Source organism: Mesorhizobium muleiense, assembly GCF_900099905.1.
Classification (GTDB): Bacteria; Pseudomonadota; Alphaproteobacteria; order Rhizobiales; family Rhizobiaceae; genus Mesorhizobium; species Mesorhizobium muleiense.
The window spans coordinates 70,159-94,741 of sequence record NZ_FNEE01000022.1; the positions used below are offsets into that span (position 1 = coordinate 70,159).

Here is a 24,583-nt window from a genome sequence, read left to right on the forward strand (position 1 = left end):
GGGTGGATTGGTGCGAAGCGCCAAGCCGGATGAGGGGTGCTGGAAGGAATGAGGCGGCGGCGATTTCAAGCAAATTGCCAAGCTGGAACACCCCTCATCCAAACTGGAACACCCCTCATCCGACCTCGCTTCGCGAGGCCACCTTCTCCCACAAGGGGAGAAGGCAAGATCGCGCTGCACCTCCTTCCAACCCTCACCGCCTTACCCGCGATTTCAGCCAGCGGTCGAAGGCCACGGCGAGGATCAGGATCAGGCCGATGACGATGCTTTGCGTGTAGGACGAGACGTTGTTGAACTGCAGCCCGTTCTGCAGCACGCCGATCAGTGCCGCACCCACCACCGTGCCGCCGACCGAGCCAATGCCGCCGAACAGCGAGGTGCCGCCGATGACCACCGCCGAGATCACCGTCAGCTCGTAGCCGATGCCGGCGACGGCTTCCGAGGAATTGAGTCTGGCCGATAGTACGAAGGCGGCAAGGCCGGCGAAGAAGCCGACGATGATGTAGACCGAGATCAGGATGCGGTCGACGCGCAGGCCGGACAGCCGCGCCGCTTCGGCATTGCCGCCGACGGCGTAGACGGCGCGGCCGTAGCGCGTGTAGCGCAGGACGATGTGGCAGAGGATCGCCGCCGCCGCGAAGATGATCGCCGGCACCGGCACCGGGCCGATCAGCCCGGTGCCGAACCAGCGCATCGAAGCGTCGAAGCCGGAGATCGGGCCGCCATTGGAGATCGTCAGCGTCAGGCCGCGAAAGACGGTGAGGCCGCCGAGCGTGACGACGAAGGGCGGCACTTTCAGCCGGGTGATGGCAAAGCCCTGGACGCCGCCGGCCAGGGCGCCGACGACGACGGCAGCCAGAAGGGCGGCGAACCAGCCATAGCCTTGTGCGCCGGACGTCGACAGCGACAGCGTGTTGGCAGTGCCGCCCTTGGCCACCACCGCCGCGACCATGCCGCAGAAGGCCAGCAGCGAACCGACCGACAGGTCGATGCCGGCAGTGAGGATGACGAAGGTCATGCCGAGCGCGATCAGCCCGGTGATCGAGATCTGCCGCATGATGTTGAAGATGTTGATGGGATCGATGAAGCTCGGCTTCAGCACGGTGAAGACGACGATCAGCAGCGCCAGGAACATCAGCGGGCCAAAACTCATCAGCAGGCGCGCGACATTGATGCCGCTGCGCTGGCTCTGTTCGGTCGTGCTGGTCATTGCGTCGCTTCCTGCGTTTGATCGAGCGCCATCAGTTCCATCAGTTTTTCCTCGGTCGCCTCGATGCCTGGCATCTCGCCGGTGATGCGGCCGCGCCGCATGGTGACGATCCTGTCCGACACCGCAAGCACTTCGGGCAATTCCGACGAGATCATCATGATGGCGATGCCGCGCCCGGCGAGCTGCACCAGGATCTGATGCACCTCGGCCTTGGCGCCGACATCGACGCCGCGCGTCGGCTCGTCGACGATCAGCACCTTGGGGTCGCGCGCCAGCCAGCGGGCGAGGATGACCTTCTGCTGGTTGCCGCCGGACAGCCCCTCGATGGGCTGCTCGGGCGAGGCCATGCGGATCGACAGCGTTTTTCTGTAGCTCGCCAGCGCCTGGCGCTCGCGGCGCTCGGCCATGAAGCCGAGAGCGTTGGAGTAGCGGCCGAGCGCTGCGACGGAAAAGTTGGTGAGAATGCCGAGCGCGGCGAAGATCGCCTGATGCTTGCGGTCTTCCGGCACCAGGCCGATGCCGAGGGCGATGGCGTCGGCGGGTGTTTCAGGCGCGATGGTCTTGCCGTCGAGGGTGATGGTGCCGGCGGCGATGCGGTCGGCGCCGAAGATGGCGCGGGCAAGCTCGGTGCGGCCGGAGCCGACGAGGCCGGCGACGCCGAGGATCTCGCCCGCCTTGAGGTCGAGATCGATGCCCTCGAGCACGATGGCGTGCGGCGCCTGCGGATCGCGCACCGTGCGCAGGCCGCGCACGGAAAGCCTGACGTCGCCGGCGACATCGCGCAGCGTCGGCCTGGCATAAAGCTCGGACGCGGCGCGGCCGACCATTTTCTCGATGATTTTCGGCAGCTTGATCGGCCCGCCATCGCGGTCGAGATGGCCGGCCAGCCTGCCGTCGCGCAGCACCGTCATGCGGTCGCAGATCGCGGAGGCCTCTTCCAGCCGGTGGGTGACGAACATGATGGCGACGCCGTCCTTGCGCAGCCGACCCATGATCGACATCAGTTTTTGCACTTCGGTTTCGGTCAGCGCCGAGGTCGGCTCGTCCATGATGATGAGCCGGCTCTTCAGCGACAGCGCGCGGGCGATCTCGACCAGCTGCTGCTCGGCCACCGACAGCGCAGACACCGGCGTCTCCGGGTCGAGGTCAAGGCCGACGCGGGCGATGATCGCGCGCGAGTCTACCTCCATCTTCCGCCAGCTGACCAGGCCGAAGCGCCCGAGCGGCGCGCGGCCGATAAAAATGTTCTCCGCCACGGTCAGCGTCGGGATCAGGCTCAGTTCCTGGTAGATGGTGACGATGCCGAGGCGCTTGGCATCCTGCGGATTGTGCGGATTGAATTCGACGCCGTCGAAGACGATGCGGCCGCTGGACGGCGGCATCACGCCGGACAGGATCTTGAGCAGCGTCGACTTGCCGGCGCCGTTCTCGCCGAGCAGGCCGAGGATTTCGCCGGGCCGAACCTCGAGCGAGACATCGCTCAGCGCGGTGACGCCGGCAAAGCGCTTGGTCACGCCCTCGACGGCGAGGAGGGGGAGAGATGGCGCGATGGCTTCAGCTGTGGGCAAAGGTTTCTCCCTGATTGCGATTGGCCGCGGGACAGCGCCCCCCTCTGTCCTGCCGGACATCTCCCCCACAAGGGGGGAGATTGCGCCTTGATAACTGGTTTCGCCAATCACCAACGTTGCAGAGGGAGAGCCGGCGTCGAAGCTGCCAATCTCCCCCCAAGTGGGGGAGATGCCCGGCAGGGCAGAGGGGGGCGCGACAGAACGCTGCTTTCACCACCGCGCGCCCTGGACCCGCCTACTTCGTCTCGCCCAGCCTTTCCGCCTTGTCGAGATTGTCCTTGCCGATGACGATCGGCGTCAGCAGCACAAGCTTTTCCTTCGGCTCGGTCTTGTCCCTGGCATAGGCGACGGCGATCTGCACCGCGGTGCGCGACTGCTCGCCGGGGAACTGTTCGACGGTGCCGGCCAGCTTGCCGTCGCGCACGGCGACCAGCGCTTCGGGAAGTGCATCGAAGCCGTAGATCTTGACGTCGGTGAAGTTGCGCGCCGCGCAGGCTTCGACCGCGCCCAGCGCCATGTCATCATTGGCGCAAATGATCGCGTCGGGCTTGCCGTTGGCGGCAAGGCCGGCCTCGGTGACCGAGAGCGCCTCGGCGCGGGCGAAATTGGCGGTCTGCTCGAAGATGATTTGGTACTTGTCCTTCATCGGATCGAGGACGTTGTGCACGCCCTTGTTGCGGTCGATCGCGGGCCCGGCACCGGGCTGGCCCTGCAGATGGAAGATCTTGGCGCCGTTCGGGAAAGCCGCCACCATGGCCTGCGCTTCGGCCTCGCCGCCCTTGACGTTGTCGGCGCCGACATGGGCGAGGATGCCTTCGACCCCGTCGACGCGGCGGTCGATGGTGACGACGGGGACGCCGGCCTGGATCGCTTGCTCGATGGCCGGGGCCAGCGCGTTGACGTCGAGTGGCGAGATGACGATGGCGTTGACCTTCTGCACGAGCGCTGCCTCGATATCGGCGGTCTGCTTGGGCGCCGAGTTCTGGCCGTCGCTTTCGACAAGATTGACGCCCTGCGCCTGAGCTTCCGCCTTGATCTGGTTCAGCATGTGCACGAAGAACGGAAAGCCGAGGCTCGGCACCGAACCAAGGATGGTCAGCTTGTCCTGGGCGAAAGCCAGTTGCGGAGCGGCCAGCGCCATCGTGCCCATCGCCACGGACGACAGCAGGAATTCACGTCTGTTGATCAATTTAGTCTCCTCCCACATGAGCGCATGAACCCGAAAACCGGTTCCGGTTTTCCGAAAATTCCTGCGTCGATCCAGAAATGGAGTGTCCTTTGAGCGCCCAGGGGGACGCAACGGCGCTCCAGCCGGTCCACCGCGACGTTCTCCTCCGCTCGGCGCCGGCGGGCGGATGCTAGCCAAGGCCGGAGATTTGCGCAAGAACGCGCGCGGATCCGACACAGGGCCGCGTCATGTGCTCGACGCTCCGATGCTGCTCATGGTGTTGTCGGCAATAGCGCGTCCGGCAATTGCGCTTCATCCCATCCGGCCAACTCGAGACCGGATCGTATCCGCTCCTGATCTTCCAAGCGCATCATATGAAGGTCCGCCATGATTTCCTGCACGGTCAGCCCGGGGTTTAGGCGACGGCCCTCCCTGGTGCAGGCCCTTGCCTTGTCGATATTGCCGTCAAGCGCGTGACAAGCCGCCAGCCGCGACCATTGCCAGGCACTTTTTCGCGGAAGGCAGGAAAAAGACGCGGCCGCTTCCGGGTAGCGGCCAACGACAAGCAGGGCCTCACCCCGGTCGTAGTAATACCAGGCGGGATGCATCGGATTGAGTTGGATCGCCTGGTCCAGCAGCACCAGGCCGGCCTCGCCATGGCCGCGTATGACCTCGAAGAAGCCCGTCTGCGCCAACGTGTCGGCATCATAGGGGTTCAGATCCAACGCGCGCGCGAAATGGCGTGCGGCGGCGTCGAATTCGGCCAGGTAGATGAGGATCAACGCCAGGATGCGGTGGCAACGTGCCTCGTCCGGGCTGAGTGCAGTGGCGTGCAAGGCCCGGTCCCGAGCCTGATCGAGCAAGGCGCGGGGCGCACCGCCATAGCCGCCTATGATCGTTTCCGCCAAGGCGAGATAGGCGTGAGCGAGCCCCGAGTCCGGATCGCGTTCGAGCGCCTTCAGCAAATGTTGGCGGGCCTGCTGGTTGACGCCCTCGCCATAGCTGCGCAGCAGTGCCATGCCGCGCAAGATATGGACGTAGGCCTCGATGTTGGCGGCGGGCGCGGGGGACATGCGCCGCATCGCCGCGCTCTCGATGTTGGCGACCAGCGCGGTCGCGATCCGTTGCGCCACCATCCTTTGAAAGACGAAGAGATCGCTGGTCCTGAACGAAAATGCCTGCGCCCAGATGCGGCGACCGGACGCTGTCTCGGACAGCACGACATGCGTGCTGTAACCATCCTCAGCGCTCTCGACGCTGCCTTCCGCAACATAGTCGGCGCCGAGACGCTCAGCAGTCGCCCAGATGTCCTGGTCGGAATGTTCGGCAAGCGCGAAGGCCGAATGGCGCGCCAGCACCGCGATGGTCTTGAAGTAGGAAAGCGCGTTGATAATCTCCTCGACCGCGCCGTCGAAGAGCGGCTTTGCCGTCGCATCGTCAATGTTAACGCGAAACGGCAGGATGGCGACCATCGGCTCGGGCGCTCGTTCAATCTGAACCGCAGCGCTGGCCGGCGGCAGCGAAGCGGACAGATCGTCGGCAGCCTGGAACATGTAGCCGCGCCGGGGCACGGTGCGAACCAGCGACTGCGTCTCGTCGCCTATGCATTTGCGTACATCGCGAATGCATTGCGTCAGCGAATCCTCTGTCACGATGGTATTGGGCCAGACCGCTTGGAACAGTTCGTCCTTGCTCAGCACACGGCCGGGATTGCGCACCAGGAAGGCCAGCAGCTCGAAGGTCTTTGGCCGCACCGGCACGATCTCGCCGTCACGCCGCAATGTGCCGCGGTCGAGATCGAGAACCGAGCTGCCGACCTGGTGTGCCAAGCTCCTGCACCACCGCTGCGCCTGATTGCGCAACGATCATCGGACCCGCATAAGCCGGTAAGGTCAAGCCCGAAAGATGCGGGAAAGGCGCTGCCACAGGCGCGGCCTCGTTTCAGCAGGAATCGTTTCGGCAGGAATCCTTGCTGTCTCACTCGGCATCAGTCGGTCGAGATAGTGCAGCATTTGGGCCGTTTCGCCGCCACAGAATTCAACGTTGCCCGTCGACAGGATCCGGTGCACGGCTTCCCGTGCCAGATCCGACGGGGAGAATGGTCCTTCAGCCTTCGCATGCATAATCGATCTCCACGGTTGGTGCCGGCAAGGGCGTGCCGGATTGCAATGATCCGAGGTAGGCGGCGACCTTGCCTTGCAGCCGCCATAGCGTGGCGTCGCGGATGTTGCGGGCTTCAAGCTGAACGACGGTGCGGCGCACATAGTCGGCGCAACTTCCGATGTGGCCGGCGGCGAGCGACAGGATTTCCACTGTGGTCTGCTCGGGCAGGTCTGCTGCATAGGCGGGGCCACTCCGGTCGGCGACGAAGGCGATGGCCCGCAAATTCCCAGCCGCGCCTCGAACCGAAACCCAGCGCGGAATGTTGGTCGGCGGGTTGGCACTCATCTCCCGGCGCAGCAGCCGGTTGATTGCCGCGTCGATATCAAGGTCGGGGAGGCGATAGATGACACCGCGGCAGCTGCCGCCGCGGTCGAGCGCAAGCATCAGCCCGGGCCGCTCGCGCGTGCCGCGCCAGCGGGTCAGCCACAGCGAAAATCGCCGATGCCAGCCATGCACGGTTGCCGGTCGCTCCTCGACGAATTCGAAGCATGGGTTCCACAGCAGGGAGCCATAGGCGAAAACCCAGACGTCACGCGGGCGTCCCGCAAGCAGTTGCTTGCGAATGCCGACGTAGTCGCGATCCTCCAGATTGCGCAGTCCAGGCGCCGGGCCGGCGTCTTCGATCTTGCGATCGGTCTTGGCGAGGAGGTCTTCTGTCAGGGCGATTGTCATGGCCGCTCATCGGGTTTGTCTCCCGGAGCATCGCCGCGACATGGCATCCGCGTCCTGAACGGATGCTGATATTGTGCTGAAATCGAACGGAGCCGCAGCGCCTGGTCCCACAATCTCTCAGTCTGCCACCGCCGGCTTGCTGATTTTGTCGGTTGTCAGCGACAGCAAGGTGATTGATCCAAATATGACCGCAGCACCGGCTGCTCCGGTCGGCGACAGACGCTCGCCCAGAAATATGGCGGCGCCAACCGCTCCGAACACGCTCTCTGCGCTGACGATCACCGCGGCATGGCTGGCCGAGGTGAAGCGTTGCGCGATCGTCTGCATGCCGAAGGCGGCCCCGGTCGAGAAGATGCCGAGCACGGCGAGTTCCGGGGCGGCATCGCTGATGGCGGCCAGCGACAGATTACCCAGAAGGGCGCCGAGCGGCAGCGTGATCACGGCGGCGCCGAGAAATTGCGCGGCAGCCGCCGCGACCGGCGCGCCGTGGGTCTGCATGTGGCGGCCAAGCTCCACCATCCACAGCGCGTAGCACCGGCCGAAAGTGTCGCAGCGAGATCGCCCTGGCTGAAGCTGGTGATCAAGCCTCCGGACAGCAGCAGGACACCGGCCAATGTCATGGCAGCCGCAAGCCCGCCGACAGCAGTCGGGCGCTCGCCAATCAGCAACCAGGCCGCAAGCGGTGTCATCACCGTTGCGGTGCTCACCAGGAAACTCGCATTGGTAACCGTGGTGTCGAGATAGGAGACCTGCTGGATGATGATGGATATCGAGAACAGAGCGCTGACTTTGGCGAGGCTCATCCGGTAGCCTGGCCCGAATTTCGTTCCCCATTCGAGCATCGTCAGCGGCGCGGCCATGAGCCCCGCGATCAGGCAGCGCATGCCCACGGCGCTGAGCGGATCGAGATGATCCAGCACAGTCTTCTGCGCAACATTGCCGAAGCCCCAAAAGGCAGCAGCAAGCAGAAGCAGACAGTTGGCCTGCACCTTCGACATATCGATGTCTCGGCAAAGCTTGCGCCGCAAAGGGCGGATCGCTGGTTGCTAGCGGGCGGCGAGCTTGTCCCACCGCTTGCAATACAGGCGGACGCCGACGGGCATGATCTCATAGCCGGCGTCATTCAACTGCAGCTTCATCTCCTCGAAATGCCGCTTTGAGCCGCTGACGATCGATTCAGGCGTGTAGTCCCAGCCGTTGCGGGCGGCATTGGCCAGGATGTCGGCATAGAGGCGCATGCTCGTGATTTTCACATCCGATTCCAGCACCTGCCTGCATCCTCTTGCGAACGACGGCGACTGGGCGGCGGAAAAACTCAAGATCGTGCATGCCAGCATTATCGAAACAGGACGCATGGAAACCTCCCCCGGATTGCCGCTTTTTGCGGCAAACGACCTTGCAATTTGTGCGCCCGCGGCGGGATCGGGCAGATGCAGTATTCGGCCTCCTGCATTTGTAGTATTCTGTCCTGGGACGGGTTCCACCATGACGGTCAATGACGCTTCGAAAGCGCAGACGCTCGATGCCTTGTCGGGTCGCGAGCGCGCGGTCGCGGAAAAATTCGCAACCGGCATGACCTATCGCGAAATCGGCAATGCACTTTTCATTGCCCCGACCACCGTTCGCACCCACCTTGCGGCCATCTACGAAAAACTTGGCGTGCGCACCAAGATCGGGCTGGCGGCGTATTTTTCCGGCGCTTCCGGCGCTCGGCCGGGCGGGCAGTCACCTCCGTCGGACGCTCCGCCGGTGCTCGCCATATTTCCGATCGAATGCCTGAATTCCGACGAGCGCTGGCGCCGCTTTGCCGACGGCCTGTCGTCAGACATCACCATTAACCTGGCGCGATACGCTGGCTTGCCTGTCATCGCCTTCCACACGATGAAATCGCTGGGCAGCAAGCCGGCCGATTTCGCGGCGGACGGCAAGGCGCTCGGCGCCACCTATTTCGTGTCGGGCCAGTTGCGTGCGGACGACCAGAGGATTCGCTTGACGATAGAGCTTGCCGATGCCCGTAGCGGCGTCGACCTGTGGAGGGAGCGCTACGATCGCCCGGCCGAGGACATTTTCGGGCTGCAGGACAGCCTGACCGAAAGTATCATCAACGTGTTCGCCGGCAGTTACGGAACGCTGGCCACGGTCGGCCGCAATGCGGTTCGCCGCAACCCGCTGGCCAGCTTGCGGGCCTACGATTTTTATCTGCTTGCCCTCGAACAGCACACCATGTTCGGCCGCGCCAGCAATGTCGAGGCGATCCGCTTGTTTTCGCGCGCGTTGGAGCTTGATCCTACCTTCGCCAACTGCTGGGCCGAACTCGCCTACGCCTATTCGATCGAGGCCTGCAACGGCTTTGGCGACGACGTGCTGACGTCGATCGAGAACGGGTGGATCACGGCCGAAAACGCCTTGCGTCTCGACCCGACGGACAGCTGCGCTCACGCATGCCTTGGCAATGTCAGGGCATGCCTTGGCGATCTCGAAGGAGCGGAGCGCGCGCACCGGCGCGCTCTCGAATACGGCTCCAACCACGCCGGCATACTGGCGCTGCTGGCCGGCAGCAAAGCGCTTGTCACCGGCGATTCAGCCGAGGCGATCCCGCTCATCGAGCGTGCCATGCGCCTCAATCCATTGGCCCCGCCCTGGTATTTCGGCATGCAAGGCCGCATCCTGTTTGCCGCCGGCAGGCATCGGGAAGCTGTCGCGGCGCTCCGCAGGAGTTCGCCGGAGTCGCCGGACGTGCTGATGTTCCTGGCGCTTTCGCATGCGGCCATGGGCGAGACCGCCGAGGCGGCGCGCGCCGCGGCCCGCTTGAGAGCCGAATTTCCAGGCTTTTCGGTCGAACGCTTCATCGCAGGCTATCCGGTGACCAACCGGGACGCCTTGCTTGCCATCCGCCACGCTGCCGAACTGGCGAAGCTGCCGTAGGCGAAAATTGACACGAGAGCCGGTCTCGGCCATGCTTATGCAGCCGCCTTCTCCTGCGGCGGCGTGTGTATGAGCAGTCCATGGCCAGTTCCGCCACCAGCCAGAATTCCAAGCGTGCCGCGGTGCGCAAGGCGCTCGACCGCCACAAGGTCTACATCACCGCACAGAGCTTTTCCGCCGGCGCCTACAAGGCGCGTGTCCTCGTCGACGGCGAGGCTTATTGGGTCGACGAGTTCCGGCTGAGCCAGCTCCAGCAGGGTCTGTCCCCGGCCGAGCTCGAATTGACGCCGGCCACCGACGATTGAGCCCGTGTGACCTCTCGTCAATCCAGGGCGGAGCAGGAGCGAAGCGACGTCGCGGAGACACTGAGATCGATGCCGAGGCATCGGGGCGTCGCGGCGATCGAATTTTGATGCTGGCGGGGCAGTACCCCCCTCTGTCCTGCCGGCCATCTCCCCCGCAAGGGGGGAGATCGGCAGCTGCCGCCTTGGCGCCTCTTCTTCGACGTTGGAGATTGGCGAAAGCATTCGTGACATCCAATCTCCCCCCTTGCGGGGGAGATGTCCGGCAGGACAGAGGGGGGTGTGAAGAAACGCGACGGAGGGTGCCGGGTACTCGATCGCTGTGCCTTTCGGCAAATGACGAAGGCAGGGCAGCAGCCGGCAGGCAGTACCGGACGCCCGTCAGCGGCAGCGCTTGATGATGCCAGCTCCCTCCAAACTCAAGGCCTATCGCGCCAAGCGCGAATTCAGCAAGACGCCGGAGCCCGCCGGCGGGCCGGTTGCCGCAGAAGGCAATCGCTTCGTCGTGCACAAACACCATGCCACTGCCGACCATTACGATCTTCGCCTGCAGGTCGGCGATGTGCTGAAGAGCTGGGCGGTGCCTCGCGGCCCGTCGCTCAATCCGGCCGACAAGCGGCTGGCGGTCGAGACCGAGGACCATCCGCTTGAATATATCGACTTCGAAGGCGTCATTCCCGAGAGCGAATATGGCGGCGGGCCGATGATCGTCTGGGATACCGGCGTCTGGGCGCCGATTGACGATGTCGAAAAGAGCTTGCGCACCGGTTCCTTCAAATTTCGTCTCGCCGGCGAGAAGCTGAATGGCGGCTGGATGCTGACCAGGCTGAAACCGAAGCCCGGCGAGGATGAGGGCAAAAAGAACTGGCTGCTGTTCAAGGAGCGCGACCTCGCCGCCGACGCCAGGCTCGACATACTGGAAGCCCGGCCGGAAAGCGTCAAATCCGGCCGCCGCATCGAGGAGCTGGTGGCAAAGCCTGCCGCAAGGCTTGCGAAACCGGTGGCATTGAAACCCGGTGCGCTGCCGGGCGCGGTCAAGGCGCCGCTGCCTTCCCGGATCGAGCCGCAGCTGGCCACGCAGGTTCCGAAGCCGCCGGGCGGCGAAGGCCCTGCCGAAAAAACGCGCGAAATCTGGCTGCACGAAATAAAATTCGACGGCTACCGCACCATGGCGCATCTGGCCGACGGCGCGGTCAAATTGATCACCCGCGCCGGCCTCGACTGGACCAGGCGCTATGGCGACCTGTCGCTCGCCTTTGCCAGGCTGCCCTGCCGCGATGCAATCATCGACGGCGAGGTCGTCGTGCTCGACGCCAGGGGCATCAGCCGCTTTGCCTTTTTGCAGGAGGCGCTGGCCGAGGGCGCCGGCAACAAGCTCCACTTCTATGCCTTCGACCTGTTGTATCTCGACGGCTGGGACCTGAGAAAAGTGCCGCTCGGCCGGCGCAAGGCGCTGCTGTCGCAATTGCTGTTAGGCCTGGGCGCCAGCTCCGCCATCCAGTTCTCGGACCACGTCGAAGGCGATGGCCAGGCGCTCTACGACCAGGCCTCCGAGATGGGGCTGGAAGGCATCGTCTCCAAGCGCGCCACGGCGATCTACCAGAGCGGCCGCACCAAGACCTGGACCAAGACCAAGGCGCTGAAAACCGGCGATTTCGTCATCGCCGGCTACACCACCTCTGCTGCAGCCGAGGGGCTGGCCGCGCTCGGGCTCGGCGAATTCGAGGATGGCGAGCTGCACTATCGCGGCAAGGTCGGCACCGGCTTCGACGCCGCCACCGCGACCGCGTTGCTGGCCCGGCTGGAGCCGCTGCGCGCCGGCGCGTCTGCACCCGAAGGCGTTCCACGCGAGATCATGCGCGAGATGAACTGGGTGCGGCCGCTGCTTTCGGCCCATATCCACTATGCCAACCGGACCACCGATAATGCGCTGCGCCATGCCGTGTTCCGCGGGCTGCGCGACGTCGGCCTGTCGACGCCTGTATCGGCCAAGCGCAAGCGGCTGATCGCCGAGGCCGACCTCGCCACGATCTGGGTGACCAACCCGACGCGGCGGCTGTTCGGCAGAACCGGACCGACCAAGCTCGATATCGCCGTCTACTACGCGCTGGTCGGCGACTTCATGCTGCCGCACATTTTGGGCCGCCCGGTGTCGCTGGTGCGCTGCCCGACCGGCAAGCTGCAGGACTGCTTCTTCCAGCGCCATGCCTTCACCGGCATGCCGAAATCGGTGGCGACTTTCGAGGCGACCAATTCCGAGGGCGAGACCAAATCCTACCTGTCGGTCGAGGACGCCAAGGGCTATCTGGCGCTGGCGCAGTTCGGCGTCGTCGAGTTCCACACCTGGGGCACCCATCGCACTCGGCTCGACAAACCCGACCTGATCGTCTTCGACCTCGATCCGGGCGAGGGCGTTAGCTGGCGCGAGGTGGTCGAGGCGGCGGTGCATATCCGCGCCGAACTGGAGGCGATGGGGCTGGTGCCGTTTGCCAAAACCTCGGGCGGCAAGGGCATCCACATATCAGTGCCGGTGACGCAAAAACAGAACTGGAAGAAGCTGCACCAGGCGACCAGCGCCATCTCCTCGGCATTGGCCGCCACGGCGCCCGACACCTTCACCACCACCATGGGCAAGGACAACCGCAAGCAGCGCATCTTCATCGACTTTCACCGCAACGCGCGCGGCCACACTTCGGCGGCACCCTATTCGCTGCGCGCCCGCACAAACCTGCCGGCCTCGACGCCGGTGAGCTGGTCCGATCTGGAATCCATCGACGCTCCGGAAGATTTGAATTATTCTTCACTGCCGGGGCTTCTGGCCACCTCCGGCGATCCCTGGGCCGACATGGAAGAGTTCGCTAGGGATTTGCCGGTATTGTGAGGGCGATGTAGGTTTTGCGCAGCGTCGTTCGTCCTTTGGACGAAGCGCTGCGAAAAGTTCGAAAGTGCACGGCCGCGTAGGAGAGTTTCATGGCGCCCAGGGCAAGTTGGAAAGGTTACCTCAAGCTCAGTCTCGTCAGCTGTCCGGTCCGGCTTTATCCGGCGACGAGTGCCCGTGAGCGCATCAGTTTCAACCAGCTGCACAAGGACACCCACAACCGCATCAACATGAAGCCGGTCGATCCCGAGCTCGGGCTGGTCGAGCGCTCGGATCTGGTCAAGGGCTACGAATACGAGGACAAGCAGTACATCATCATCGACGATGCCGACCTCGAGGCGGTGCGCATCGAATCCAACCACACGATGAATATCGAAGCCTTTGTCGACGAGCATTCGGTCGACGTCATCTATCAGGACGCCCCCTACTACCTGGCGCCGGATGGCGCGATGGCCGAGGAAACCTTCGCCGTGCTGCGCGAAGCGATGCGCAAGTCCGGCAAGCTGGCGATCGCGCGGCTGGTGCTGTCCAGCCGCGAGCGCGTGGTGACGATCGGCGCGCGCGAGAACGGCATGTTCGTCTGCACCTTGAGGAACCCGAACGAAGTGCGCGGCACGGCTGAATATTTCGGCAACATCCCGGCCGGCAAGCCAGACCCGGAAATGCTGCAGCTTGCCGAAGCGCTGATCAAGCAGAAGGAAACCACCTTCGATCCGAAGAACTACGAGGATCGCTACGAGATCGCGCTGATGGCGATGATCCGCGAGAAGCTCAAGGGTCACAAGCCGATCATCGCGGCAGCGCCCGAGCGCGGCAACGTGATCAATCTGATGGATGCGCTGAAGGCCAGCCTGTCGCAATCGGCCAAGCCGCCGGCCAAGAGCAAGAGCAAGGCCGATGAAGCGGCGAAACCGGCAACGAAATCCGCCAGGGGCGGCGCCGGCGCGGCCAAGGAAAATCCGCTCAAGGCCAATCTGCTCAAGGCCGTCGGCAAGAGCAAAGGGTGACAGCGCCCACCGGTATAATTTCCGGCAGCGTCTTCGGCGCGATCGGCGCGCTGGCGGCGTTCCCGCTCAGGCTGGCGGCGCGTGAAGTCGAGCGCCGGCACGGCCAGTTGCGGCGCGGCGTCAACAGGCGCACCAGCCATGTCGTGTTCGGCCGCACACTTCTGGCCAAGGCGGGGGATGCCGAGATCGAGCGCCGCGTCGCCGCCGAGCGTGCGGCCGGACGCAAGCTGATCAGCGAAAACGGTTTTTTGCGCCTCCTCGGGCTGATGAAGGCGCCGGAGGCTTCGGCGCTGCCCAGGCAGTCGCTCATTGACCAGTCGCGGCTTGCCGCCGCCGACCTCGACCTGTTGTCGCTTTTCGATGCCTTCGAGCATGATTGCGAACCCTATTCGTTTCGCGACCTGATCCTGGCCCGCAAATATGCCGGGCTGATTGCCGGCGGCGCCTCGTGGGGGGCGATCGCGCGCTCGGTGCACCGCTGCGGTCCGGTCGCCTCGCTGACCGCCAAGTCGCTGAATGTCGGCTCGCAGCATGGGCGTGCCGATCAGATCTACCTCGAGGGCGGTCAGAGCGAACTCGACGGCCAGCTGCTGTTCGATTTGGGGTCGCCGGATGACGACACGCTGGAAGAACTGTTCGCCGATGCCGAAGCCGCGGAACAGGCTGAAGACCACGAGCAGGCGGCGGCACTCTATCAGCGCTGCCTGGCCATCGATCCGAGCGACGCCATCGCCGCCTTCAACCGCGCCAACTGTCTGCGCGCCGCCGGACGCGCGGCCGAGGCGGCGCACGACTATGCCCGCGCCATCAAGTGCGACCCCGGCTTTGTCGAGGCCTGGTTCAATCTGGCCGGGCTGATGAGCGATGAGGGCCGCGACGGTTCGGCGCGACGGCATCTGCAGAAGGCGATCGCGCTCGACCAAAACTATGCCGATGCGGTGTTCAACCTGGCAAGGCTGGAGTTCGACGCCGGCAACCTCGCCGAGGCGCGGCGAAACTGGGCGCGCTATCTCGAGCTCGACGCCAGCTCCGAATGGGCGCGCATGGCGGCCAAGGGTATTCAGTTCATCGATTTGCAGCTGGCGCGGATGTCGGGGTGAGGCGATGGCGCTCCCTTCTCCCCTTGTGGGAGAAGGTGGATCGGCGCTTTAGCGCCGAGACGGATGAGGGGTGCTGGAAGAAATGAGGCGTTGGCGCTCCGTCCAACACCCCTCATCCGACCGAGCTTCGCTCGGCCACCTTCTCCCACAAGGGGAGAAGGGGTCGTCAACGTTGGAGTTCCCCATGACCACCTTCCTCCTCGACGGCCCAGACACCGCTCCCATCACCATCCTGCTCGCCCATGGCGCCGGCGCGCCGATGGATTCTGCCTCGATGACCGCCACGGCAAAAGCGCTGGCCGAAGCCGGGTTCCGCGTTGCGCGCTTTGAATTCCACTACATGGCGGCCCGCCGCTACGGCCACCCCAAGCCGCCGCCGCGCGCCGAGACGGTGAACCCGGAATACATCAAGGCGATCGCCGACCTCAGGGCGAAGGGCGTGAACGGACCGCTCATCATCGGCGGCAAGTCGATGGGCGGCCGCGTCGCTTCGATGATCGCCGACGAGATGTTTTCGAAGGACGAGATTTCAGGGCTGCTTTGCCTCGGTTATCCCTTCCATCCGCCGGGGAAACCGACGCAGCTTCGGACAAAACACCTCGCCGGTCTCAAGACGCCGACATTGATTTTTCAGGGCACACGCGACGAATTCGGGACCAGGGACGAGGTCGCGACCTACGACCTTTCCGACACCATCGAAATGCGGTGGCTGGAAGATGGCGACCACGATTTGAAGCCGCGCAAGAGCGTCTCCGGTTTTTCGGCCGCCGATCATCTGAAGGCACTCGCCGATGCGGTGAAGGCGTGGACCGAGCGCATCGTGCGCTGAAGCCGGCCGATGAAGATCGCCACCTTCAACGTCAACAACATCAACGGCCGGCTGCAGAACCTGCTCGCCTGGCTGACTGCCGCCAGGCCCGACATCGTCTGCCTGCAGGAACTGAAGGCCAGGCAGACGCAGTTTCCGCGCACAGCACTCGCCGCGGCCGGCTATGGCGCGGTTTGGGTGGGACAGCCGACCTGGAACGGCGTCGCCATACTGGCGCGGGGTTCAGAACCCGTTCTGACCCGCGAGGCGCTGCCCGGCGACGACAGCGATAACCAGGCCCGCTACATCGAGGCGGCGGTCAGCGGCATCGTCGTCGCCTGCCTCTATGCGCCGAACGGCAACCCGCAGCCCGGCCCGAAATTCACCTACAAGCTGGCCTGGCACGAGCGCCTGAACGCGCATGCGGAAGAACTGTTCGACACCGGCCTGCCGGTGGTGCTGGCCGGCGACTACAACATCGTGCCCGAGCCGCGCGACATCTATCCGACCCGCTCCTATGACGACAATGCGCTGGTGCAGCCGGAGAGCCGGGAATCCTTCGCAGCGCTGCTCGACCAGGGCTGGACCGACGCGCTGCGCAAAAAACACCCGAAGGAGACGCTCTACACATTCTGGGATTATCGCCGCAACCGCTGGCAGCGCGACGCCGGCCTGCGGCTCGACCATATATTGCTGTCCAAGAAACTGACGCGCCGGCTGGCCGGGGCAGGCATCGACCGCGACGTTCGCGGCGAGCCCGGCGCCAGCGACCACGCGCCGGTTTGGGTGGAGTTGCGGTGAGGGCGGGGATTGGCCGTCATTGGCGGTTTCGCCAATCTTATCTTCAATCCTTCATGCGCAACCGGTCAGCCCGGTCGCGCACCTTCGCGGGCGAAGGCCTCGATCAATGGCGTATACCCCTCAAGGTCGGGTTGGGTGGCGAAGCTGTGGCTGGCGGCGGTCGTGGCCCAGGGCAGCCTTTCCGACGTGAAAACCTCGACGAAGGGCACGTACCAATTGTGCTCGTCGAGCATGGTAGCGCGAACGTTGACGAAGAAGTCCAGGCCGTGCGGATGGGTGAACATCCAGTTCTTGCAGTGCGGGCAGTAGAGTTGCCGGTGCGGGCCATGCATGCCGCCGACCACCGGCTCGCCTTGCGTAACGCTGAAGCCGCTGCTTGGCACGGCCATAGTCAGGGAATAAGCGCTCGCGCTCAGCTTCTGACAGCCGGTGCAATGACAGGCCATGGTCAGCAAGGGCGGCGCACTTATGCGAAAGCGTATCCCACCGCACAGGCAGCCGCCGTCCCAGGGTAGTTTCCAATCATCCATCACTTGGCCTCGGTGCTGATTTCCCTGCTAGGCGATTCTAGCGCGCGACCGAGGTCCCGCAACAACCGAGTTCCCAGACGCATCCAGCGTTTTGGCGCGAGCAATTTTCTGGCTGGAGCTTGAGCACCCCCCTCTGTCCTGCCGGACATCCCCCCCTCAAGGGGGGAGATCGGCTGTCACTTCGGCTTTCGCCAATCTCCAGCGTTAAAAAGTTGACGCGGTCGTCGACGCTGCCGATCTCCCCCCTTGCGGGGGAGATGCCCGGCAGGGCAGAGGGGGGTGTGAAGGAACGCGACCTGTACAAAAGCGGCGCGAAGCCGCATCGTCGCGCAGGGTACAGGGACCGAACATGGCGACCAGTCTCCACATCGTCGAAGCGTCGATCGCAGAGCTGCGGCGGGCACTGGAGGCCGGCACTGTCACCAGCGTCGAGCTGGTCGGCGCGTATCTCAGGCGCATCGCCAGATACGACCGCCATGGCATCACCCTCAACGCCGTTCCCGTGCTCAATCCCAAAATGTTCGAGGAGGCGGCCGCGTCCGACTGGCGCCGCAGGAAAGGTGCTGCGCTCGGGCCGCTGGACAGCATCCCCTATACCGCCAAGGACAGCTACAAGGTATCAGGCCTCACAGTGGCCGCGGGCTCGCCGGCCTTCGAACATCTCGTCGCCAATGAGGACGCCTTCACCATCGGGCGGCTGCGGGCCGGCGGCGCGGTGCTGATCGGGCTGACCAACATGCCGCCGATGGCCAATGGCGGCATGCAGCGCGGCGTCTACGGCCGGGCGGAAAGCCCCTACAATGCCGATTACCTGACCGCCGCCTTCGCGTCGGGCTCGTCGAATGGTTCCGGCACCGCGACCGCCGCCAGCTTCGCCGCCTTCGGGCTAGGCGAGGAGACATGGTCGTCGGGCCGCGCGCCGGCGTCGAACAACGCGCTGGTCGCCTACACGCCGTCGCGCGGCGTCATTTCGGTGCGCGGCAACTGGCCGCTGGTGCCGACGATGGACGTGGTGGTGCCGCATACGCGCAGCGTGCCCGACATGCTCGAACTGCTCGACGTGATCGTCGCCGACGATCCGAACACAAGGGGCGATTTCTGGCGTGCGCAGCCCTGGGTGGCGCTGCCGAAGAGCTCGGATATACGGCCGCCAAGCTACACCGGCCTCGAGCTGGAGGGAGCGCTGCGAGGCATGCGGCTCGGCGTGCCGCGCATGTATATCGGCCGCGATACGGACATTGCGATCCAGACCCGCGCCTCGGTGCTGGAACTGTGGCAGCAGGCGGCGGCCGATCTGCGGCGGCTCGGCGCAGATGTGGTCGAGGTCGATTTTCCCGTCGTCTCCAACTACGAGCGCGACCGGCCGGGAACAAAAAACATGGTCGATCGCGGGCTGTTGCCGGAAGGATTCGCCGAGCGCGAGATCTGGGACCTGTGCGTCTTCGCCTGGGACGATTTCCTGCGCGCCAATGCCGACCCTGCCATCGCCGATCTCGCGTCGGTCGACGGCCCAAAGATCTTTCCGCAGCCGCCGGGCACGCTGCCGGACCGTTATGAGGACAGTTTTGACGTGGCGGAATATGTCGAGCGGGCCAAGCGCGGCGTCACGCCATTCCTGGCCATTCCCGAGCTGGAGGCCGGCCTGAAAGGCCTGGAGGCGACGCGGCGCATCGATTTCGAGGATTGGCTCGCCGCGCAACGGCTCGACGCGGTGGTGTTTCCCGCCATCGCCGATGTCGGGCCGGCCGATGCGGATGTCAACGAGGCCTCCGCAGGGCTGGCCTGGCGCAACGGCACCTGGGTCGCCAATGGCAATCTGGTGCCGCGCCATCTCGGCATTCCGACCGTCACCGTGCCGATGGGCACGATGGCCGATATCGGCATGCCGGTCGGCCTAACCTTCGCCGGCAAGGCTTATGACGACACCCGGCTGCTGCGGCTGGCCGGCGACTTCGAGCGTTTTGGCCAGCGCCGCAGCCGCCCGCCGCGCACGCCGGAACTTCCCGACGATGTTTTTTTCGCCCGACACAACGCGAGCATGCCCGGCGAGCCGCCGCCGCCGACCGTCGCGCTTGCCGCCGAGACGCGCCATGCCGGTGATCAGGATGAGATAACCATCATGCTCGACATCGATGGCGAGGCCGGAACCGACACTCGTGTGAAGGTGCATGTCAACGGCGAGCCTGTCACCATGCAGCAGACCGGCGCGCGCTTGACGGGGCGCGCGGTCGTGCCGGCCAAAGAGCATGAGAGGAGCCACAGCGTCTGGCGCGGCGCGTACGGCTCGATCGTCACCGCTGTCGTGCGTTTTGAAGACGGACGCGCCGCCGGCGCCTATATGGTGACCGGCGGGATCGGGTAACCATCGCGCTTAGCCTTGTGCGGCGCGCCGTCTGCAAACGGCTTTTCAATTCGCGTCAGTCCGGCTTGCAGGGGTCGGCCTTGGCCGCTGCTGTCTTCTCGCCCTCCTGCTGCGCCTCGACATCCTGCTGCGAGGTGGCAAGGTTTTTATCGCCGCCGGCTTCCTGGTTGGCAAGCGGCATGGTGTTGCCGGTCTTGTTGGCCGGGCCGCCCTTTACCCTGTTACCGGTATTCGCGTCGGTTTCGAGGGGCGCGCGCGTTGCGTCTTTTGCGACGCCTGATTGAGCTTCGATCGATGCGGTCGTGTCGTGGCAGGTGGCGCTTGCCGTGCCGGCCGTCAGCCCGATCATTGAGGTGGCGAGCAAAATAGCGGTTAGGGTCTTCATCTCGTCCTCCTTCGCTGTTTGAGGTCATCTTTCTAAACTGCCGGCACTATCTGAGGTTCCGCCAATTCAGTTCGAACTTCGAATGTGGCGTCGTATTCCCATTGATTTGCGGGCTTCCGCAGGCGCCGCCTATCGCGTATTGGCGCGGGGAAACTCCCTTGGGCGCGCGTGAAAAGCATGATTCGACTGGAAAGCATCAGCAAGCAGAACGGCCGGCAGATCGTCTTCATCGAGGCCTCCGCCTCCTTGCAGAAGGGCGAGAAGGTCGGCCTGGTCGGCCCCAATGGCGCCGGCAAGACGACGCTGTTTCGCATGATCAACGGCGAGGAGCAGCCCGACGAGGGCCAGGTCTCGGTCGATCGCCGCGTCACCATCGGCTATTTCAGCCAGGATGTCGGCGACATGGCGGGCCGCAGCGCGGTTGCAGAAGTGATGGACGGCGCCGGGCCGGTGAGCGAAGTGGCGGCGGAGATGGGAGCGCTCGAAGCGGCCATGGGCGATCCCGATCGCGCTGACGAGATGGACGCGATCATCGCCCGCTACGGCGACCTGCAGGCGCGTTTCGAGGAGCTCGACGGCTATGCGCTGGATGGCCGTGCCCGCGAGGTGCTGGACGGCCTCGGCTTCAGCCAGGAGATGATGGACGGCGACGTCGGAAAACTTTCCGGCGGCTGGAAGATGCGCGTGGCGCTGGCCAGGATCCTGCTGATGCGGCCCGACGCCATGCTGCTCGACGAGCCGAGCAACCATCTCGACCTGGAAAGCCTGATCTGGCTGGAACAGTTCCTGAAGAATTATGACGGCGCGCTGCTGATGACCTCGCATGACCGCGAGTTCATGAACCGTATCGTCGACAAGGTGGTGGAGATCGATGGCGGCTCGCTGGCCGCTTACTCCGGCAACTATGAATTTTATCAGCAGCAGCGTGCGATCGCCGACCGGCAGCAGCAGGCGCAGTTCGAACGCCAGCAGGCGATGCTGGCCAAGGAGATCGCCTTCATCGAGCGCTTCAAGGCGCGGGCGTCACATGCCGCCCAGGTGCAGAGCCGGGTGAAGAAGCTGGAGAAGATCGACCGCGTCGAGCCGCCAAAACGCCGCCAGAAAGTGTCGTTCGATTTCCAGCCGGCGCCGCGCTGCGGCGAGGACGTGGTGACGCTGAAGAACGTCCACAAGGGCTATGGCAGCCGCCCGATCTATCAAGGGCTGGATTTCCAGGTGCGCCGCCGCGAGCGCTGGTGCGTGATGGGCATCAACGGCGCCGGCAAGTCGACGCTGCTGAAGCTGGTCGCCGGCGCCTCCGCGCCGGACAACGGCACGGTGGCGCGCGGGCCCAGCGTCAAGATGGGCTATTTCGCCCAGCACGCCATGGAAGTGCTGGAGGGCGAGCGCACCGTGTTCCAGACGCTGGAAGACGCGTTTCCGCAGGCAGGCCAGGCGCCGCTCAGGGCGCTTGCCGGCTGCTTCGGCTTTTCCGGTGACGAGATCGACAAGAAATGCCGGGTGCTGTCGGGCGGCGAGAAGGCGCGGCTGGTGATGGCGCTGATGCTGTTCGACCCGCCCAACCTGCTGGTGCTGGACGAGCCGACCAACCACCTCGACATCGCCACCAAGGAAATGCTGATCACGGCACTTTCGCAATATGAGGGCACCATGCTGTTCGTCTCGCATGATCGGCATTTTCTGGCGGCGCTGTCGAACCGGGTGCTGGAACTGACGCCCGAGGGGATTCATACCTATGGCGGCGGCTATACGGAGTATGTCGAGAGAACGGGGCAGGAGGCGCCGGGGCTGCGGAGCTGAGGCGCAGAGCGGCGTTGCCGCTCGCCATGACCCAAACGCTCGATTCCGGAAGGAAGCACGGGCTGCTCAGCCATGTATCACAATTTCGCGCAGCGGATCGCCGCCGTCGATGAACAGTCGGCCTTGCGCCGTCAACGCGGCCTTGAGCCGTTGCAGGGCGATTTTCCCTGCCTCGGGATGACGCCCGTCCAACGCGCCAACGCGCACCGCAACGGCAATGTCGAAATGCTTCTCGTCCGCCTCAAGGTTGAAGTCCTCGATGGCGACCTGACGAAAGCTCAGCGGGCCCGCTGCAATCTCGGCGCGCGAGGCGGCCCTGGCCTGCGCGATGGCTTTGGCCGAGCGGTCGATCGCCAGCACGTGACCGTCGCCAATCCGGCGCACGATCTCGCGCGCTGCAGCACCCGGTCCGCAGCCGATCTCCAGCACGCGCATGCCGTGCCGCAAAGGCAGCGCGTCAACGATCGCCAATAGCCTTGGCGATAAGTCGTTCGCCATTCCGCTTCTCCAGCCTTTCCGTGAGCCGAGATTAGCGACCATGGCTGGCGACGGGAAGGCCGATACCTGAGGGATCGCGGACATCGTCGAAGTGTTCACCGCCGGTTATTGAGGAGGGGCGCCCCTTGATCGATATCGAAGCGGCCGGCGATTGGTCGACTTCTCAACTGCGCGACAGGAACAGCAGGGATACTTAAAGAGAAAACAAAGGCCGAGCGGCCCGGCGTCGTTGGCCTGAGGGGGGCGGGACTGGCGCCGAGCCTAACCGGTTGGGGGGTAGATCACCGGCCACCTGCATACATACGCTAAATCTAATTTAAGAGCAAGCTAATGTAACAGTGATTCAATGTTGCGCGTTGGCGATTTTCCAGCGGTTGTTTCCAATCAGTTGTTGTTTCTGGCGGCCGCTGCCTGGCCGCGTGCGTCACTCTTATGGCGGCGGCTATACCCGACATGTTGAGCGCACCGGCCAAGAGGCGCCGGGGGCGCGCGGGGCTGAAGCGCAGAGCGCCGGCTTGACCCTGCACCAGGCCGGCGACATTGTGCTGTTCGCCAATCCATAACGGTCGTGTGGGAATGGATTTTCGCAACGCCATCGATGAATCGCTGGCCTGGGCCAGCCGATGGTTCGACTACGCCGTCACGCCGTGGTTTTTCTATCAGGCTGCCATCATCGTCACGCTCTTCCTGGTCGCGAAGCTCACGGCGCAGCGCATCGAACCGCTCGTGGAGAACCGGGCACGCCAGATCAAGGGGCATCCCGGACTGTTGAGGGTCGTCGTTGCCCTGTTGCGGCGCACCGACTGGATCCTGTTCACGGTCTTCCTGCTTGCCGCGCTCGTTCTCATGCGCGCCGTCACCTGGCCAAGCCGGACCCATTTCATCTATATCGCGCTCTCGTTATCGCTTGCGTGGCTGTTTGCGTCGGTGCTGTCGCGCATCGTCCGCAATCGCTTTGTCGCGCGGGCTCTCGCCTGGCTGACCTGGATCTATGCGGCCCTCGTCATCCTGGGCATCGATGACGACGCCGCGACGTTCCTGGACGGCCTCGCAATACCTTTGGGCGCGGTGCGCCTTTCGGCGCTCATGGTGCTGAAAGCGGCGCTGCTGCTGATCGCCACGGTTTGGCTTGCGGTGGTCGTCGGCAAGTATATCGACGAGCGCGTCCGCATCTCCGAAGAGCTGACGCCCTCGATCCGCGTCCTCGTCGGCAAGGTCGCAAAGGTCGGCCTTGTGCTGGTGGCGGGTGCCATCGCCCTGTCTTCCGTCGGTCTCGACCTGACGGCCCTGACGATATTTTCCGGCGCCGTCGGCGTCGGCCTGGCTTTCGGGCTGCAGAAGGTGGTTTCGAATTTCGTCTCCGGCATGATCATCCTGCTCGACAAGTCGATCAAGCCGGGCGACACCATTTCGCTCGAAGGCACTTTCGGCTGGGTGCGCGAATTGCGGGCGCGGTTTGTCTCGGTGGTGACGCGCGATGGCCGCGAATACCTGATCCCGAACGAGGACTTCATCACCCAAAGGGTCATCAACTGGTCGTTCAGCGATAACCTTGTGCGGCTCGACGTGAATTTCGGCGTCTCTTACGACGCTGACCCGCATAAGGTCAGTGAACTGGCCATCAAGGCCGCCATGAGCGTCGGCCGGGTCGAAGCGGACCGGCGGCCGGTTTGCTGGCTCACCGACTTCGGCGAATCCTCGCTCAATTTCGTCCTGCGCTTCTGGATCCACGACCCTCAGCAAGGCCTGACCAACGTGCGCGGCAGGGTGCTGCTGGCGCTGTGGGACACTTTTAGGGAAAACGGCATCGACATCCCCTATCCGCATCGCGAGATCATCATGAAGCCGGATGGGCGTGCTGAGAAATCAGGCGGGCGCTGAAGCTGCCAATCTCCCCCCTTGTGGGTCCCTTGTGGGCCGGTCAATCGCATTTGGATTCTTGCGAAGGTGGACCCCACCCTAACCCTCCCCACAAGGGGGAGGGAACGCTGCCGCGCGCCTTAACTTCCCCTTTGGCGCCCGAAAGGCATGGCAATTTGCCGAGGTCAGCGCAAACGGAAGTCTCCCTCCCCCTTGTGGGTGTTTGGACCGGAGACATCGCGAACAGGTGTGCGAAGACATCGCGAACAGTTTGCCATCCTATCGATCAATGGCATTGAGGTCGATGGTTTCTATTTTCTGATGTCTGAACCAGGCGTCGAAGACGCCGTCGGCAGCGGTTGGGCGAAAGGCGACGGACTTTCCGGCGAAGGCCCTGCACAGGCGCACGTTGTGGCCGAGAATGGAGACGAAGCCATGCTGCTGAACGCGGCGGATGAGATCGTCCTTGGCATAGTCGAACGGCTCGACGGTTTCGCGATGCTGGCGCTGCGAGACGCGGTAGCGGTCGAGCGGCACAGCGCCGCC

The 24,583-nt window shown here is 64.5% G+C and carries 22 protein-coding genes and 1 pseudogene; 10 read left to right on the forward strand and 13 right to left on the reverse strand.

The genetic code is table 11. From position 1 onward, the window contains the following. Positions 1-193: 193 nt before the first annotated feature. The 9 genes from BLT09_RS27050 to BLT09_RS33940 form a co-directional block, all read right to left on the reverse strand. Positions 194-1,210, reverse strand: a complete 1,017-nt coding sequence (locus BLT09_RS27050; RefSeq protein WP_091598891.1) for an ABC transporter permease — start codon at positions 1,208-1,210, stop codon at positions 194-196. After that, entirely contained in the window at positions 1,207-2,778 is a 1,572-nt protein-coding gene (locus BLT09_RS27055; protein ID WP_091598894.1) for a sugar ABC transporter ATP-binding protein, read from the reverse strand. Before BLT09_RS27055 ends, BLT09_RS27050 begins: the two co-directional genes overlap by 4 nt. A gap of 235 nt (positions 2,779-3,013) precedes the next feature. Further along, positions 3,014-3,964, reverse strand: coding sequence for a substrate-binding domain-containing protein (locus tag BLT09_RS27060; protein ID WP_023799031.1), 951 nt, complete (start codon positions 3,962-3,964; stop codon positions 3,014-3,016). 254 nt (positions 3,965-4,218) lie between these two features. Further along, positions 4,219-5,775, reverse strand: coding sequence for a winged helix-turn-helix domain-containing protein (locus BLT09_RS27065; RefSeq protein ID WP_167366546.1), 1,557 nt, complete (start codon positions 5,773-5,775; stop codon positions 4,219-4,221). A gap of 63 nt (positions 5,776-5,838) precedes the next feature. Further along, positions 5,839-6,069, reverse strand: coding sequence for a hypothetical protein (locus BLT09_RS27070; protein WP_091598900.1), 231 nt, complete (start codon positions 6,067-6,069; stop codon positions 5,839-5,841). Then, a complete protein-coding gene (locus BLT09_RS27075) occupies positions 6,053-6,781 on the reverse strand; it encodes a gamma-glutamylcyclotransferase (protein WP_091598902.1) in 729 nt (242 codons plus the stop codon). The genes BLT09_RS27070 and BLT09_RS27075 overlap by 17 nt, the downstream gene beginning before the upstream one ends. Before the next feature lie 117 nt (positions 6,782-6,898). Next, on the reverse strand, positions 6,899-7,279 hold the full coding sequence (locus BLT09_RS35220; RefSeq protein ID WP_236473729.1) for a DMT family transporter: 381 nt from the start codon (positions 7,277-7,279) through the stop codon (positions 6,899-6,901). Beyond that, positions 7,219-7,779 (reverse strand): DMT family transporter, encoded by a 561-nt coding sequence (locus tag BLT09_RS35225; protein ID WP_236473728.1) that lies wholly within the window; start codon positions 7,777-7,779, stop codon positions 7,219-7,221. Before BLT09_RS35225 ends, BLT09_RS35220 begins: the two co-directional genes overlap by 61 nt. A 48-nt stretch (positions 7,780-7,827) precedes the next feature. Beyond that, positions 7,828-8,277 (reverse strand): hypothetical protein, encoded by a 450-nt coding sequence (locus tag BLT09_RS33940; protein WP_139172694.1) that lies wholly within the window; start codon positions 8,275-8,277, stop codon positions 7,828-7,830. Here BLT09_RS33940 and BLT09_RS27090 point away from each other — a divergent pair. From BLT09_RS27090 to BLT09_RS27125, 7 genes are all read left to right on the forward strand, one after another. Next, entirely contained in the window at positions 8,267-9,706 is a 1,440-nt protein-coding gene (locus BLT09_RS27090) for a LuxR C-terminal-related transcriptional regulator (RefSeq protein ID WP_091598905.1), read from the forward strand. The two genes, BLT09_RS33940 and BLT09_RS27090, sit on opposite strands and share 11 nt — an antisense overlap. A gap of 80 nt (positions 9,707-9,786) precedes the next feature. Beyond that, entirely contained in the window at positions 9,787-10,011 is a 225-nt protein-coding gene (locus BLT09_RS27095) for a hypothetical protein (protein ID WP_027155417.1), read from the forward strand. Between the two features lie 397 nt (positions 10,012-10,408). Next, positions 10,409-12,889, forward strand: a complete 2,481-nt coding sequence (ligD, locus tag BLT09_RS27105) for a DNA ligase D (protein ID WP_091598908.1) — start codon at positions 10,409-10,411, stop codon at positions 12,887-12,889. 89 nt (positions 12,890-12,978) lie between these two features. Further along, complete coding sequence (ku, locus tag BLT09_RS27110; protein ID WP_091598911.1) at positions 12,979-13,893, forward strand: non-homologous end joining protein Ku; 915 nt, start codon at positions 12,979-12,981, stop codon at positions 13,891-13,893. Further along, positions 13,890-14,993, forward strand: coding sequence for a tetratricopeptide repeat protein (locus BLT09_RS27115; RefSeq protein ID WP_091598914.1), 1,104 nt, complete (start codon positions 13,890-13,892; stop codon positions 14,991-14,993). The genes ku and BLT09_RS27115 overlap by 4 nt, the downstream gene beginning before the upstream one ends. 184 nt (positions 14,994-15,177) lie before the next feature. After that, positions 15,178-15,822, forward strand: a complete 645-nt coding sequence (locus BLT09_RS27120) for an alpha/beta hydrolase family protein (protein WP_091598917.1) — start codon at positions 15,178-15,180, stop codon at positions 15,820-15,822. Between the two features lie 9 nt (positions 15,823-15,831). Continuing rightward, the gene (locus BLT09_RS27125) at positions 15,832-16,602 is read left to right on the forward strand and encodes an exodeoxyribonuclease III (RefSeq protein ID WP_091598920.1); all 771 of its coding nucleotides are present in this window, start codon (positions 15,832-15,834) and stop codon (positions 16,600-16,602) included. Between the two features lie 65 nt (positions 16,603-16,667). Here the strand turns inward: BLT09_RS27125 and BLT09_RS27130 are convergent, their stop codons facing one another. Next, entirely contained in the window at positions 16,668-17,132 is a 465-nt protein-coding gene (locus tag BLT09_RS27130) for a GFA family protein (protein ID WP_051505774.1), read from the reverse strand. 349 nt (positions 17,133-17,481) lie between these two features. Between BLT09_RS27130 and BLT09_RS27140 the strand changes: the two genes are divergently transcribed. Beyond that, entirely contained in the window at positions 17,482-19,494 is a 2,013-nt protein-coding gene (locus BLT09_RS27140) for an amidase (protein WP_091598923.1), read from the forward strand. Positions 19,495-19,549: 55 nt separating this feature from the next. On the opposite strand, the gene BLT09_RS27145 is transcribed toward BLT09_RS27140, so the two are convergent. Then, positions 19,550-19,879 (reverse strand): hypothetical protein, encoded by a 330-nt coding sequence (locus BLT09_RS27145; protein ID WP_023799016.1) that lies wholly within the window; start codon positions 19,877-19,879, stop codon positions 19,550-19,552. A 177-nt stretch (positions 19,880-20,056) separates the two neighbouring features. On the opposite strand from BLT09_RS27145, the gene BLT09_RS27150 reads away from it, so the two are divergent. Beyond that, complete coding sequence (locus BLT09_RS27150; protein WP_091598926.1) at positions 20,057-21,679, forward strand: ABC-F family ATP-binding cassette domain-containing protein; 1,623 nt, start codon at positions 20,057-20,059, stop codon at positions 21,677-21,679. Positions 21,680-21,745: 66 nt separating this feature from the next. On the opposite strand, the gene BLT09_RS27155 is transcribed toward BLT09_RS27150, so the two are convergent. Further along, positions 21,746-22,177 carry an SAM-dependent methyltransferase gene (locus BLT09_RS27155; RefSeq protein WP_091598929.1) on the reverse strand — a complete coding sequence of 144 codons (432 nt, stop codon included), beginning with the start codon at positions 22,175-22,177 and terminating at the stop codon, positions 21,746-21,748. A 576-nt stretch (positions 22,178-22,753) separates the two neighbouring features. Between BLT09_RS27155 and BLT09_RS27165 the strand changes: the two genes are divergently transcribed. Beyond that, a complete protein-coding gene (locus BLT09_RS27165) occupies positions 22,754-24,058 on the forward strand; it encodes a mechanosensitive ion channel family protein (protein ID WP_091598935.1) in 1,305 nt (434 codons plus the stop codon). A gap of 258 nt (positions 24,059-24,316) precedes the next feature. Here the strand turns inward: BLT09_RS27165 and BLT09_RS34480 are convergent. Next, positions 24,317-24,583, reverse strand: a pseudogene (locus tag BLT09_RS34480) (IS481 family transposase); the annotation flags it as partial.